The sequence below is a fragment of the Bacillus sp. EB106-06-01-XG163 genome, from assembly GCF_058791615.1.
Window position 1 is genome coordinate 1 of the sequence record NZ_JBYTDS010000017.1, and the last position, 14,223, is coordinate 14,223.

Genomic DNA, 14,223 nt, shown 5'->3' on the forward strand with positions numbered 1-14,223 from the left:
CTAATTTCGGATAACAATCATCCGTATTCAAACTTGAAGGTGTTTTTATTTGTCTCATCTTATGGGGTCAGTCCCTAAAGGGGCGTGTTTTTTTATGTTTATATTTTTCTCTTCGGGGAATGAAATAGTTATCTAAATAAACTATTATGCGTTCCAAAAGATGAGGAGGATCATCTGTGAAGAAAAACACCAAAAAATACCTGATTTACTTTTTCGGAGCATTAGGCGGGCTGCTTTACGGCTATGACACCGGTGTGATTTCAGGGGCTTTGTTATTTATTAACAATGATATTCCTTTAAACACGCTGACCGAGGGATTGGTCGTCAGCATGCTGCTGCTCGGTGCGATTTTCGGGTCCGCCTTAAGCGGGACATGCTCTGACCGATGGGGCCGGAGAAAAGTGGTTTTCGTCCTTTCACTCATTTTTATTATCGGTGCGCTTGCCTGTGCGGCTTCGCAAACCGTCACCATGCTGATTATCTCCCGTGTCATTCTCGGGTTAGCCGTCGGCGGCTCAACGGCGCTGGTTCCCGTTTATCTATCTGAGATGGCGCCGACGAAAATACGCGGAACGCTCGGCACATTGAATAACTTAATGATTGTAACCGGAATTTTACTCGCATATATCGTGAATTACATATTCACCCCGTTTGAAGCTTGGCGCTGGATGGTCGGTCTCGCCGCAGTACCGGCGGCGCTTTTATTAATCGGAATCGCGTTTATGCCGGAATCTCCGAGATGGCTCGTCAAACGCGGCCGTGAGCAGGAAGCCAGACAAGTCATGGAAATGACCCACGACAAAGAGGATATCGCCGTTGAATTGGCGGAAATGAAACAAGGAGAAGCCGAGAAAAAAGAATCTACGCTCGGCTTGCTGAAAGCCAAATGGATCCGCCCTATGCTGCTGATCGGGATCGGCCTCGCCATCTTCCAGCAGGCGGTCGGTATCAACACGGTGATTTACTATGCGCCGACTATCTTTACAAAGGCAGGACTCGGCACTTCGGCGTCCGTTCTCGGCACGATGGGCATCGGTGTCTTAAACGTCATCATGTGTATCACCGCCATGATCTTAATTGACCGGATCGGCCGGAAAAAACTGCTAATGTGGGGAAGTGTCGGCATTACCTTGAGCCTGGCGTCACTATCAGCCATTCTCCTTCTGGCCGGCCTGTCAGCTTCAACAGCATGGCTGACCGTGCTGTTTCTCGGCATCTATATCGTTTTCTACCAGGCGACATGGGGTCCCGTCGTATGGGTTCTGATGCCGGAGCTGTTCCCGTCAAACGCACGCGGAGCCGCAACCGGATTTACGACATTGATCCTGTCGGCAACCAACCTGATCGTTTCACTGGTATTCCCACTTATGCTGAGCGCCATGGGCATCGGCTGGGTATTCGGAATATTCTCAGTCATTTGCCTCTCATCCTTCTTCTTCGCCGCTTACATCGTTCCTGAAACGAAGGGCAGAAGTTTAGAAGAAATCGAAACGCACTTGAAAAAACGGTTCTCCTTAAAGAAGCGCAGCAAACAAAATCAAATTCTTAAACAGCGCACACTGTAATAAAAAAAGGAATCGCCCCCGCTGGGCGATTCCTTTTTGGCGTCATACCATAACTTTGCAAATGTCATTCGTAAATTCGACCGGATCATGGATCGGCAGCCCTTCAATCAGAAGCGCCTGATTGTAGAGAAGATTTGTGTATAATGCAAGCTTTTCCCGATCTTGTCCGTGCGCGTTCTTTAACGTCTCAAACACTTCGTGATTCGGGTTGATTTCCAGCACTTTTTCCGCTTTGACCTGCTGGCTGTCAGGCATAGCATTCAACACTTTTTCCATTTCGATCGTCACTTCGCCGTCTGTCGCAAAACAGACCGGATGAGATTTTAAACGTTTCGACGCTCTGACGTTCTTTACTTTATCGGCAAGAATCTCTTTCATGCTTTCGAACAGGTCTTTATATTCGTTCTCTTCGGCTTCGGTCTGCTTTTCATCCTCATTGTCGATGCCTAAGTCTGCGCTTGATACGGATTTGAACTCTTTTTCCTCATAGCTTGTCAGCATTTTGATCGCGAATTCATCAATATCTTCCGTGAAATATAAAATTTCGTAGCCTTTGTCCGCCACCATTTCAGTTTGCGGCAGCTTTTCAATCCGCTCATATGAATCGCCGGACGCGTAATAGATATATTTTTGATCCTCAGGCATTCTGGACACATATTCGTCCAGAGTGACGAGCTTTTTCTCCTTAGATGAATAGAAGAGAAGCAGATCTTTTAATACGTCTTTATTCGCGCCGAAATCATTATAGACGCCGAATTTCAGCTGTCTGCCGAAAGATTCATAGAAAGATTCGTATTTTTCTCTTTTGTTCTTCAGCAGGCTCTTCAGCTCGGCTTTGATTTTTTTATTGATGTTTTTCGCAATCAGCTTCAGCTGGCGGTCGTGCTGCAGCATCTCTCTGGAAATGTTCAGCGACAGATCCTCAGAATCCACCATGCCTTTTACAAAGCTGAAATGGTCCGGAAGCAGGTCGGCGCATTTGTTCATGATCAGCACGCCGTTGGAATACAGCTCCAATCCTTTTTCGAATTCCTTCGTATAATAGTCAAACGGCATGTTTTCCGGAATAAACAAAATCGAATTGTAGCGCACCGCTCCATCAACGCTGATATGCACATGGGTCAGCGGTTTATCAAAACCGTAATGCTTCTCGGCGTAAAAAGCCTCGTAATCCTCATCCGTCAGCTCGCTTTTATTTTTTCTCCAGATCGGCACCATGCTGTTGACCGTCTGTTCCTCCTGAACTTCTTCAAACTCGTTCTCGCTGCCCTCTTTCGGCTTGTTGACCGTCTCTTCCATTTTGATCGGGTAGCGGATAAAGTCAGAGTACTTTTTCACGATCGCTTTGATGCGGTAGTTTTCTAAAAACTCATCATAGCTTTCATCTTCTGTGTTTTCTTTTATTTTCAAGGTGATTTCCGTACCGACGGTTTCCTTGTCACACGGCGCGATCGTGTAGCCGGCAGCCCCTTCCGACTCCCATACATACGCCTCGTCACTGCCGAGCGCCTTACTTTTCACCGTGACTTTATCAGCCACCATAAATGCCGCATAAAACCCGACGCCGAACTGGCCGATAATGTCATGGCCGTCTTTCGAGTCATTTTCTTGCTTGAAAGCGAGTGAACCGCTTTTCGCAATTGTGCCGAGATGCTGTTCAAGCTCGTCTTTTGTCATCCCGATACCGGTGTCTGTGACGGTGAGCGTTCTCGCTTCTTTGTCCGCCGTCACTTTTATGTAGTAATTGTCTTGATCAAACGTTAATGAATCATCGGTTAACGCCTTGTAATAGATTTTGTCAATCGCATCGCTCGCGTTGGAAATTAACTCGCGGAGAAAAATTTCCTTCTGCGTGTAAATGGAGTTAATCATCATGTCCAGCAATCGCTTGGATTCTGCTTTAAACTTTTTTTTCCGCACTTCAGATCTCTCCTTTAATTATGCTTTGATGTTATGTAAAATCTTTTCAGCATCTATTTATCATATACAGTGACAATTGTCAACTAGGATTAGCAGATGCATATATTGTAAATTTAACATGTTAATGGATTCATTTCACCCATTTTATCAATAAAAAAGAGAGAATGTTGATCATCCTCACCTCTCTGCTTCTTTCCGGCGGCCGAATTCCTTCTTCATCCATATGTATGACGGATAGAAAAACAAACTAAATAAGATAATTGATCCCAAGTTTCGCAAAGACTCATGAAGAACATTTCTTACAGTGAGAGGAAATATGATGTCCTGAAATAGAATAGAGATAACGGTGTAAATCACAAATCCCATAGGAACAATGGCATAACAATAAAACGCTATCTCCTTCTTATGCTGTATCTTCAAAATATGTAAACCTCCCAATGATGTATATACATAATATTAACATATTTAATAGGTATTTAGAAACAGACCTCCGTATGTTTATCCCCCTATTCAGCGGGAACAGATATAAAAAAGGAGGAATCGCAATATGGGAAGATTAACAGACAAAACCGCAATCATCACAGGGGCCGCGACAGGCATCGGACAAGCGACGGCACGGGTTTTCGCCGATGAAGGCGCCCGCGTGATCTGCGGTGACATCAATGAAAGCGAACTGAATGAAACCGTCAGCGCTATCAGAAAAAACGGCGGAGAAGCAGAAGCCTTTCACCTTGATGTATCAGACGAAGAAAACGTAAAGTCTTTTGCGGACAGCATTCAGCGAAAGTACGGAACAATTGATATTCTGTTTAACAATGCTGGTGTTGACCAAGAGGGCGGAAAAGTCCATGAATACCCGGTCGACCTGTTTGACCGGATCATCGCCGTCGATCTGCGCGGCACATTTCTTTGCAGCAAATACCTGATTCCGCTCATGCTCGAAAAAGGAGGCTCCATCATCAACACCTCCTCCATGTCCGGCCGGGCCGCAGACCTTGACCGCTCAGGCTATAACGCCGCAAAAGGCGGAATCACGAACCTGACGAGAGCGATGGCCATTGATTACGCCAGAAGCGGAATCCGCGTCAATTCCTTATCGCCGGGGACGATTGAAACGCCGCTCATTGATAAATTGGCAGGCACGACAGAAGACGAAATGGGCGAGGCGTTCCGTGAAGCCAACAAATGGATCACGCCGCTCGGCCGGCTTGGAAAACCGGAAGAAATGGCAGCCGTCGCGCTCTTCCTCGCTTCAGACGACAGTTCTTACGTCACGGGAGAAGACATCACCGCAGACGGCGGCATCATGGCATACACTTGGCCGGGAAAAATGCTGATTGATAAGAAGTGGAAGGAAGAGACGGAGTGACGGCGAAAAAGAAACAAGCCAGTGCAAAAACACTGGCTGAACAAGCTGAGGGCAGGTTACTTAAACCAGCCCTTTTCTTTTGATCGGGTAATGGCTTCAATTCGATTTTTCACTTCTAATTTATCCAGGATCATCGAAACGTAATTGCGGACTGTGCCGCTTTTGATGCTGAGGGCGTTTGCGATTTCTTTCGTGTTTTTCCCGTCTGCGACAAGCTCGAGCACCTCTTTTTCCCGTTCGGTCAGCGGGTTTTCTTCACTATAGATGTCCTCCATTAATTCAGGGGCGTAGACGCGTCTTCCTTTCATGACGCTGCGGATGGCGCTGACGAGCTCATCGCTCGGGCTGTCCTTGAGCATGTACCCGCTGACGCCGGCTTTTAGCGCCCGCTGAAAATAGCCGGAGCGGGCAAAGGTCGTCAAAATGATGATTTTCACACCGCTGTCCTTGAGTTCTTCTGCCGCTTCAAGACCTGATTTCCCGGGCATTTCGATATCCATCAGACAGATGTCGGGCGCATGTTTTTCCACGAAATCGATGGCATCCTGGCCGCTTGTGCCTTTACCGACAACCGTCATATCCTCTTCTAAATTCAACAGCGAACCGAGTGCGCCGAGCAGCATTTGCTGATCCTCGGCAATGAAGATGTTGATCATCTGCTACCATCCTTTTCTTTTGATTTTGAATCATTCGGGATTCTCATGGTCAGCTTTGTTCCGGCGGCTGTATCAATGGCTAAACTGCCGTTTGCGAATTCAAGACGTTCCCTCATTCCAAGCAGGCCGTGCCCCTTTGAAAAAAAGCGGTCTTCTTTGCATTGAAAGCTGCCGTCATCTTCTACCGTAATGACAACCTCTTTCCAAAGCTGCTGAATGGTGATGCGGCATACTTTGGCGCCGCTGTGTTTCACGACATTGGTGACGGCTTCTTTAATGCACATGCTGACGATGTTTTCGTTCAGCAAAGAGATATGTTTGGGCGCTTCTTTTTCTTCATACACAAAATCAATTCCTGCCGCTTCAAGAATTTGCCGAACATTGCCGAGCTCATCCTTCAATCGGATGCCTTTCATCGATGAGACGATTTGTCTGACCTCATTTAACGAGGTGCGGGCCGTCTGCTGCACGCTTTTCAGCTCAGTGCGGGCCTGTTCAGGGTCCTTATATATCAGCTTTCGGGCAAGGTCGCTTTTCAGCCCGATTAAGGAAAGCTTTTGTCCAAGTGTATCGTGAAGGTCCCGGGCGATGCGCTGCCTTTCTTCCAGCTTCACAAGATCGGCGATTCGCTCATTTGCATATTCTAATTTCTCCTCAAGGCGCTCCCGTGCTTTTCTGCTTCGAATGCTGAGCGGGAGCAGGATGGCACTGATCAGTGTAATGACGATAAACGGAATTTGTGTCAAAAACCACCCTTTTTTCAGAACAAGGCTGAAGTTGACGGCAACCGCCGCACTGATGATATGAATGTAATATAAGATGTAAAAAGGAACTTTGTCTCGGATATGGCCGATGAAGTAGGCGATAAAGAAGGCGAAGTAAATATAGCTGAACAGCATAACTGAGCCGGTCGAAATGCCGATCAGAAGAAGCGCCCATAAGTAAAGCGGCCAGCCTTTTGCAACAAATGCGAAGCGGTATGCGCCAAAGAAAACAAGTGTGAAAATGATGCCGGCCACGATGACAAAGGTAGAAGAGCTTTTAAAAATAAAATAAAAAGGCAAGATGAAAAAAATCGTCCATATATAAGGAGAAATCCCGTTCAGTTTTTGAAATTTAAAATACTTCTTCATCTTTGTTCCACCTTCTGCTGCTTGTGTCTACCATCACTTTATCAAAACACCGCCTTCATTGCATCCTCACGCATGAAGAGAAGGCCCTTTCTGATAAGAGAAAGAGCCGCGCGCCATATCAGGCATTTTTCTTCAAAGGTTCTTTCGGCACCGGATGGGGCGCCGGTTTTTTCCGCGCCTCCCGAAAGGTGACAAATTGCTTTTCGTCCTCATCCCACAGACGGAATTTCATGGATTCAAGACTTGTTTTAAGCGTAATGGTCGGCACGTTTTTTAAAGGCTCGTGCCCCTCATGAGCGGCTTCCAGCTTGTAGTTCGGCACTTTCGGGCTTAAGTGGTGAACATGATGGTAGCCGATATTGCCTGTCAGCCATTGCAAAAGCTTCGGAAGCTTGTAAAAGGAGCTTCCTTCTACCGCGGCCTGCACATAATCCCAATGCTCATCGGCTTCAAAATAAGAATCCTCAAACGTGTGCTGAACATAAAATAGCCAGACGCCGATTGACCCCGAAATAAGGAAAATCGGACCCTGAACAAGCAAAAAGTTTTCCCAGCCGACAAGCAGGCACGTCGCAGCAGCCAATAAGACAATCGCCGCGTTCGTGAAATAGGTGTTCCAGCGCTCCTTGCGGCGGGCGCCTTTTACATTGAAACGGTTTTTAATCAGAAATACGTAAATCGGGCCGAGAATAAACATAATAAACGGATTGCGATAAAGTCTGTAGCGTACTTTTGTCCAGGCTGAGGCTTCGTTGTATTCCTTGACGGTCATCATCCAAATATCGCCGGTGCCCCGTTTATCTAAGTTGCTGCTCGTCGCATGATGAATGGAGTGGCTGCGCTGCCATTGAAGGAACGGAAACAGGGTCAGCACACCTGAAATAAACCCGAACAGCCGGTTCAGTTTCTTTTGTTTGAAAAAGGATTGGTGGCAGCAGTCGTGGAAAATAATAAAGATTCTTGTCAAAAATCCCGCTGCTATAACAGTAAAGGCGAGGGTCAGAAGATAGGAGACATTGAGGCTGAAGTAAGCAAGAAACCAAAGGGCAAAAAACGGCACAAACGTGTTGAAAAGCTGATTGACACTATGCTTTGTATCGGCGCCGGAAAATGCGGCAACCTGCTTTTTTAAAGATGCTTGTTTTTGAGTTGCGGTGTGATTGGTCATGAATGTCATGTCCCTTCTTTTTCATTATGATCCCAAGTATAACGGGGCGCCAGACGCTTTTGTAGTAGCAGCCATCATGCCCCGAATATGACATTTGTCATGTTTGGCGGCAGAATGCTGATCAGGCGTCATATGGAAGGTATCTTTTTTATAAGGGATAAAGCCGGACACTTCATATCGGCGCTTCTCAAAGAAAACAGCAAAAAAGAACCCGGCCTGTTTTCGGCTGAGTTCTTTTTCATCATCCTCACAGCAAAATCACCCGATACTTCTTCACATCCAAAAACTGCAGAAACTCCCGGGCCAGCATGTCCGGCGCGTGGTCTTTTCCTTCATGAAGACGATATTGAATCAAACCGACGAGCATGGACGCGACATAATATGCATAGAGTTTTTTGCCCGCCTGAATGTGCAGGGGCTGATGAAGATAAAACGATTGCAGCGCTCTGAACATTTCCGGGATGACGTCAGGCACTCCCGAACCCTCTCTCAGAAAATGAACGAGCGGCAGGCCGTCCGACAGTGCCGAAAAGAGACCGACGAGCGCGGATTCCGCTTCTTCCATGGAGCAATCGGCAGGCTCTCCTTTTACCGTCAATAATCCGATCAGATCCCGGCATGATTGATGGATGATCGTTTTCAGCAATGCTTCTTTGTTGGCGTAATGGTCATAAAAAGTGGCACGGCGGAGGTTGCTTTGACGGGCAATATCGGAAATCGTGATTGCCGCGTACTCTTTTTTTTCCGCCATTAAGCCGATCATGGCTTCTTGCAAGGCCTGCCTCGTCCTTGTCACCCGGCGGTCGGCGGGCTTTTTTTCTTCTTGTTCCGGCACCCGGCGGCCGAACAGCCAGTAAAACCGTTTTTGAGAAATCAAATCCCACACCTGTCCGCTGATCGCTTCCGGGGATGCCCCGGGCTCCTCATTCAGCCAGTACAACACAATGGCATACGTGTATAAAGCGCGGTAATGAATGTACATATCCTGTTCAGTCGGTGAGAAATCCGCATTGACCGGTGACAGCAGCACATCATGCCGGAACACATCTTTTAAAAAAGCATGAAAGTGAAAATAGGGCATTTTATTGCGATCCATCATCGTTTGAAAAAACACCCGATGCCGATCAACAAAAGACAGGGTCGGATGCACTTTTTGCCATCCGCCATGTAAATGAAGCACATCTTTATTCTTCAGCGAATCATACAGCGCTTCGCTCAGCCCGTCTTTCATTTCTTCCTCTATATCCTCTAAAATCGCATATTTATCTTCGTAATAAAGGTACAGTGTCCCCCGGCTCACACGCGCCCGTTCGGCGATGTCCTTCATGGTCACACGGCGGATATCCCGCTCTCCAAGCATGGCCAAAAGCGCTTGTTTGATGTCAGTTGTCACAGAATCCGGCATAAGAGACACTCCTTTCATTAGACAGATCACCGCAATTTGTACGGTAACGTATAGATGAGTTTACGCTGTCTTTGCCGCAAAAACACATCACATTATAATAGGCCCTGAAGAAACAAAAAAGCAACCAGAGGAGGAAGACCGATGGATCAGCATATAAAAGCAGACATCAAACGCGTCTTTGAGCTTCAGAAAAAAAATCAAAAAACGCTGCGTGCTTCAACAGCCGGGCAGCGCAGAGAAAAGCTTCAGCGCTTCTTGGATGCCGTCACCGCACATGAAGAAGAAATCATCGAGGCGATCAGACGGGACGTCCGCAAGCCTTATCATGAGGTGAAAAGAGCGGAAACGCAGGGAACGATTAAGGCGATTAAAGATAATATGAACAATCTCGACACCTGGATGGCGCCGAAACGCGTCGGCTCATCCGTCAGTCCCGACGCTGACGGCGTATTAATGTACGAGCCAAAAGGCCTTACCTTAATTCTCGGCCCGTGGAATTATCCGTTTATGCTGACGATGGCTCCGCTTGCAGCTGCCATTGCGGCCGGCAACAGCGCGATTGTGAAGCTGTCCGATTTTACAATGGAGACGAGCCATATCGCCGCGACAGTTATTCGCGAGGCATTTCACGAAGAAGAAGTCGCCATTTTTGAAGGTGAGGTCGATGTCGCCACAGAACTGCTCGACCAGCCGTTTGACCACATTTTCTTCACCGGAAGCACGAATGTCGGTAAAATCGTCATGACGGCAGCGGCGAAGCACTTGTCGTCCGTCACGCTTGAGCTTGGCGGAAAAAGCCCGACGATCATCGACAGCGACTATGATTTAATGGACGCGGCGAAAAAAATCGCCGTCGGCAAATTTGTCAATGCGGGGCAAACATGTATCGCACCTGACTATCTCCTTATGAAGAAAGAAGTGCAGAACACCTTTACAGATCTCCTGCAAACCATTGTCAATACAGGTTTTATGGAGGATGATCATACGGTTGACCGCAACAAATTCACGCAGATTGTCAACGACCGCAACTTTAACCGTGTCAAAGCCCTGTATGATGACGCCATTGAAAAAGGGGCGAAGACGGCGTTCGGCGGCGTATTCGATGCGCATGACCGCACGATTTCTCCGACCGTGCTGACAAACGTCACGCCTGATATGAAGATCATGCAGGAAGAAATCTTCGCACCGATTCTGCCGATTATGAATTACGAAGATATCAGTGAAGCCGTTGATTACATCACTGAACGGGACAAGCCGCTTGCCTTGTATGTATTCAGCCATAATCAGGAGCAGATCGATTATGTGCTGCAGCATACGACGTCCGGCAATGCTTCTGTCAATGATGTCGTCGTTCATTTCACTGACGTCAACCTTCCGTTCGGCGGTGTCAATACGAGCGGGATCGGTTCATATCACGGTGTGTACGGCTTTAAAGAATTCTCTCATGAAAAAGGCGTATTTATTCAAGCCTCTAAATAAAAAAAGAATCCGCGCAGATGACGCGGATTCTTTTTAATTATTTTTTTGCCCCGAATGCGAGCAGTTTCGTATAAGTACCGACATAGAGCGTGCCGTCTTCAGCCAGAACCGGGGAGGAAATGACATTGCTGTCTGTTTGATAGCGCCATTTTTCATTACCGTCAGCGTCAACCGCATAGACATTTTTATCGTCAGAACCGAAGTACACATTGCCGTCCGCATCAATCAGCGGCGCCGTTCTCACAGGCCCGTCCGTATAGAAAGACCAGTTCATATTACCGGTTTTGCTGATGGAAAACAGCTCGCCGCTTCCGGAACCGATATACACATTGCCGTTATGGTCGATCGCTAATGAAGAGCTGGAGAAACCGTTTAACGGGAACGTCCACTTTACAGCACCCGTTGATGTATAGGCGTATAAGTTGCCGTCCTGGTTTCCGGCGTAAACGGTGCCGTCTCTATCAATAACCGGATAGCCTTTAAACCCGTTGGACGTCGTTTTTGACCATTTCACTTGGCCCGTTCCGGAATTGATCGCGTAAAAGATATTATTGTACGTTGCCGTATACAGCGTTCCGTTTGATGCTAACACGGGAGCGGAACCGACCACGCCATTTGTTTTAAACTTCCACTTTTGCGTCCATGTCGAAGGCGACGTCGGTTTAATCGCATAGATATAGTTATCCAGCGTCGACACATACAGCGTGCCGTCAGAGCCGATAGCCGCATCGGAACTAGGCGCTCCGCTCAGCGGAACCGATGTTAAAATGTTTCCGGTTTCTTTGTCGATGAAATATAGTTTTTTATCGTGAGAAGGAAGATAAATGACACCGTTTGTTCCGAGCATCGGAGTCAGCGTATAGGTCGTCCCGAGGTTTTCCGTCACCCATTTCACAGTACCGTCCGGATGATACGCCGTCAGCTTCCCGTCTTTTGATTGAATAAATACGGTGCCGTCCCTGTCAACCGCGGCTCCCGCACCGTTTTGAGGATTGGCCGGAACATTCTTTTCCCATTTTAACGCGCCATCGGCAGTGCTTGTAAACCGGCTTTCTCTTGACCAGTTGAACATCGTCGGAGACATCGCCTGCGCGTCATACCGTCCCGCCAAGAAACCGGATGCCACATGATTTTGTTTAAATACCGTTTCCGCAGCTTGAGCAGCCGCCGGATGCAGCCATTTTGCCCCCGGCAGATCAGAAACCGCTCCCACAGATAAAGCCGCAGCAACCGCAGCGCCGGCCGCCAATGTTTTCATTCGCAATGAAGCTGTCTTTTTTTTCAATGTCAGTTCCTCCCGTTTCTATTAAAAGCTGCTATATCACTTCGATCATACCATAATTAACCTATGAAATATTTGTATTTTCGGTAGATTTATAGAACAAATGTCACATAGCCTGCTGATGCTTCGGGGATGATCGAAACGCGGCAATATACCATACCACATTGACGATAAAAGCCGCGCCTGACCAAACGAGAAGGCCGTAATAAAGAGACAGCTCCTGCCCTAAGGAAATTGCGGTCAATAACGCCACCAACAAGACAGCCGCGCAAATGATAAGCCCGATTCCGCAAAAAACGGCCATGATGATTTTCATGACACGAATACCGAGAATATATATAATGAGCGGGACCGCATATATAACAAAGATCTGGCCGACGGCGGCCCACATGCCCGCGGAATTAAAACGATTCGCGTTCGGCCCCGTTTCCGCAAGCGGAGAAAGCGAGACGAGGACCGGCAATAAACAAAACAGCAGAGCGGAAAGCAAGGTCACCGCAACCGCACCTTTTTTCTTTTGATTCATGTGAATATCCTCCTGACAATAACCCGGCTTTTTTACCGGTAATCTGATAATATGTTATATTTTAGCACGATTTTTACTTAATTTGAGAATGTTTTGTCAAAAACGAATTTACAAATCCAGAAAAATAGATATAATAAACGTTATGGAACCGATATTGATTCATAAAGCGTTATCCAACAAAACACGAAGTGATATTATGACATGGCTTAAACACCCGGAGGACCATTTTGATGAAAGGCCTTATCTTGAGCAGGGCCTCAGTTTCCGCACCGGAATTTGCGTCGGTGATATTCAGGCAAAGTCGGGGCTTGCGCAGTCCGTCATCTCCAGCTACCTGCTGACCATGCAAAAAGCCGGCCTGCTGGAATCTGAACGAATCGGGAAGTGGACCTATTACAGAAGGAATGAAAAACAAATTAAAGCCTTTGCTGACTATGTTCAGCACCAGCTATAACCATGAAAGGAGGGCTTTTTTTGTTCTAACATATCTATTTTTCTGTATATGTAGTTATAAAAGGAGGTATACATAACAATGAAAAAAAGCAGTTCCATCTTCATTCTATTTTTGGCCCTAGGGGTTTTCGGGATTATTACGACCGAGATGGGCATCATCGGGGTTCTTCCGCAAGTGGCGGACAGATTTCAAATTACCGCTTCAAAAGCGGGGTGGCTTGTCAGTATTTTCGCATTCATCGTCGCTGTGTCGGGGCCGTTTTTGACCTTGCTTGCTTCAGGCATAAACCGGAAAGTCATTCTGCTTTTGGCGGTGCTGATGTTTGCCGTTTCAAATGCGGTCTACGCGTATACGGCGCATTTCAGTGTCATGCTGGCGTTTCGGATCATTCCGGCTTTATGCCACCCGGTGTTCTTTTCTGTAGCGCTTGCGGCCGCGGCCCGGCTTGTCCCCGCCGGCCAATCCGGAAAAGCCGTAACGAAAGTCTTTTCAGGCATCACCGCCGGCTTTGCGTTCGGCGTGCCTTTCACGTCTTATCTGGCGGATCGTCTATCCCTTGAAGCCGCCTTCTTATTCGGCGCTATCATCAGTCTCATCGCATTCACGGGCATTCTTCTCTTTTTGCCATCCATGCCGGTCACAGAAAAAATGTCTTTCAGAAGTCAGCTCGGCATCCTTCGCAAACCGGCTTTGTGGCTCAATATCGCTGCCGTCACCTGTCTCTTTGCGGCCATGTTTTCTGTCTACAGCTATTTTGCGGAGTACCTCGGACGGGTGTCCCATATGAACGGCACATGGGTCAGCTTTATGCTGATGAGCTTCGGAGTGATTATGATAGCCGGTAATTTCGTCTTCGGCGCTTTGTTATACAAAAATATGAAAAAGACCGTCATCCTGTTTCCGCTTCTTTATACAGCCGCCTACTTGCTCATATACGGGTTTGGGACGTCTTTCGCGCCGATGGCCGTCCTTGTCTTCGTATGGGGCGCCGTTCATTCCGGCGGTCTCATTGTCAGCCAGACATGGCTTACTGCGGAAGCAAAGGAGGCGCCCGAATTCGGCAACAGCCTGTTTGTCTCTTTTTCCAACCTCGGCATCACCATCGGAACGGCGGCGGGCGGCTGGTTTATTTCACACTTGGGAATCCATCAGCTGATGTGGTGCGGCATCATGTTTGCCCTTCTGGCTTTCGGGCTGATCATGGGACGCTTGGCATTGGGAAAGAGGCTGCTCGCAGAAGCTTAAGCTCCGTTGCAAAATCCGGAA

The 14,223-nt window shown here is 47.5% G+C and carries 13 protein-coding genes; 5 read left to right on the top strand and 8 right to left on the bottom strand.

The window, feature by feature from the left end:
• Positions 1-176: 176 nt before the first annotated feature.
• On the top strand, positions 177-1,565 hold the full coding sequence (locus tag AC3WTF_RS17005; protein WP_007407844.1) for a sugar porter family MFS transporter: 1,389 nt from the start codon (positions 177-179) through the stop codon (positions 1,563-1,565).
• A gap of 42 nt (positions 1,566-1,607) precedes the next feature.
• Here AC3WTF_RS17005 and htpG read toward each other — a convergent pair whose 3' ends face one another.
• Positions 1,608-3,485, bottom strand: a complete 1,878-nt coding sequence (gene htpG / locus AC3WTF_RS17010; protein WP_492314316.1) for a molecular chaperone HtpG — start codon at positions 3,483-3,485, stop codon at positions 1,608-1,610.
• A 177-nt stretch (positions 3,486-3,662) separates the two neighbouring features.
• On the bottom strand, positions 3,663-3,905 hold the full coding sequence (locus tag AC3WTF_RS17015) for a hypothetical protein (protein ID WP_492314317.1): 243 nt from the start codon (positions 3,903-3,905) through the stop codon (positions 3,663-3,665).
• Between the two features lie 127 nt (positions 3,906-4,032).
• On the opposite strand from AC3WTF_RS17015, the gene AC3WTF_RS17020 reads away from it, so the two are divergent.
• Entirely contained in the window at positions 4,033-4,854 is an 822-nt protein-coding gene (locus tag AC3WTF_RS17020; protein WP_047936332.1) for an SDR family oxidoreductase, read from the top strand.
• A 56-nt stretch (positions 4,855-4,910) separates the two neighbouring features.
• On the opposite strand, the gene AC3WTF_RS17025 is transcribed toward AC3WTF_RS17020, so the two are convergent.
• From AC3WTF_RS17025 to AC3WTF_RS17040, 4 genes are all read right to left on the bottom strand, one after another.
• Positions 4,911-5,510: a response regulator transcription factor gene (locus tag AC3WTF_RS17025; protein WP_007407848.1), complete on the bottom strand. Its 600-nt coding sequence runs from the start codon at positions 5,508-5,510 to the stop codon at positions 4,911-4,913.
• Positions 5,507-6,643, bottom strand: coding sequence for a sensor histidine kinase (locus tag AC3WTF_RS17030; protein WP_020958074.1), 1,137 nt, complete (start codon positions 6,641-6,643; stop codon positions 5,507-5,509). Before AC3WTF_RS17030 ends, AC3WTF_RS17025 begins: the two co-directional genes overlap by 4 nt.
• A 118-nt stretch (positions 6,644-6,761) precedes the next feature.
• Positions 6,762-7,811 (bottom strand): Delta(5) desaturase DesA, encoded by a 1,050-nt coding sequence (desA, locus tag AC3WTF_RS17035; RefSeq protein WP_007407850.1) that lies wholly within the window; start codon positions 7,809-7,811, stop codon positions 6,762-6,764.
• Positions 7,812-8,058: 247 nt separating this feature from the next.
• The gene (locus tag AC3WTF_RS17040; RefSeq protein ID WP_020958075.1) at positions 8,059-9,216 is read right to left on the bottom strand and encodes a TetR/AcrR family transcriptional regulator; all 1,158 of its coding nucleotides are present in this window, start codon (positions 9,214-9,216) and stop codon (positions 8,059-8,061) included.
• A gap of 141 nt (positions 9,217-9,357) precedes the next feature.
• Here AC3WTF_RS17040 and AC3WTF_RS17045 point away from each other — a divergent pair, with 141 nt between their 5' ends.
• A complete protein-coding gene (locus AC3WTF_RS17045) occupies positions 9,358-10,695 on the top strand; it encodes an aldehyde dehydrogenase family protein (RefSeq protein ID WP_129004215.1) in 1,338 nt (445 codons plus the stop codon).
• A gap of 37 nt (positions 10,696-10,732) precedes the next feature.
• On the opposite strand, the gene AC3WTF_RS17050 is transcribed toward AC3WTF_RS17045, so the two are convergent.
• Entirely contained in the window at positions 10,733-11,953 is a 1,221-nt protein-coding gene (locus AC3WTF_RS17050; RefSeq protein ID WP_129004235.1) for an outer membrane protein assembly factor BamB family protein, read from the bottom strand.
• Positions 11,954-12,083: 130 nt separating this feature from the next.
• The gene (locus AC3WTF_RS17055; RefSeq protein WP_053104143.1) at positions 12,084-12,503 is read right to left on the bottom strand and encodes a DUF5391 family protein; all 420 of its coding nucleotides are present in this window, start codon (positions 12,501-12,503) and stop codon (positions 12,084-12,086) included.
• A gap of 142 nt (positions 12,504-12,645) precedes the next feature.
• On the opposite strand from AC3WTF_RS17055, the gene AC3WTF_RS17060 reads away from it, so the two are divergent.
• Together AC3WTF_RS17060 and AC3WTF_RS17065 are read left to right on the top strand one after the other, a co-directional pair.
• Positions 12,646-12,957 (top strand): ArsR/SmtB family transcription factor, encoded by a 312-nt coding sequence (locus AC3WTF_RS17060; RefSeq protein ID WP_015240918.1) that lies wholly within the window; start codon positions 12,646-12,648, stop codon positions 12,955-12,957.
• A gap of 78 nt (positions 12,958-13,035) precedes the next feature.
• On the top strand, positions 13,036-14,202 hold the full coding sequence (locus AC3WTF_RS17065) for an MFS transporter (RefSeq protein ID WP_053104145.1): 1,167 nt from the start codon (positions 13,036-13,038) through the stop codon (positions 14,200-14,202).
• Positions 14,203-14,223 lie beyond the last annotated feature (21 nt).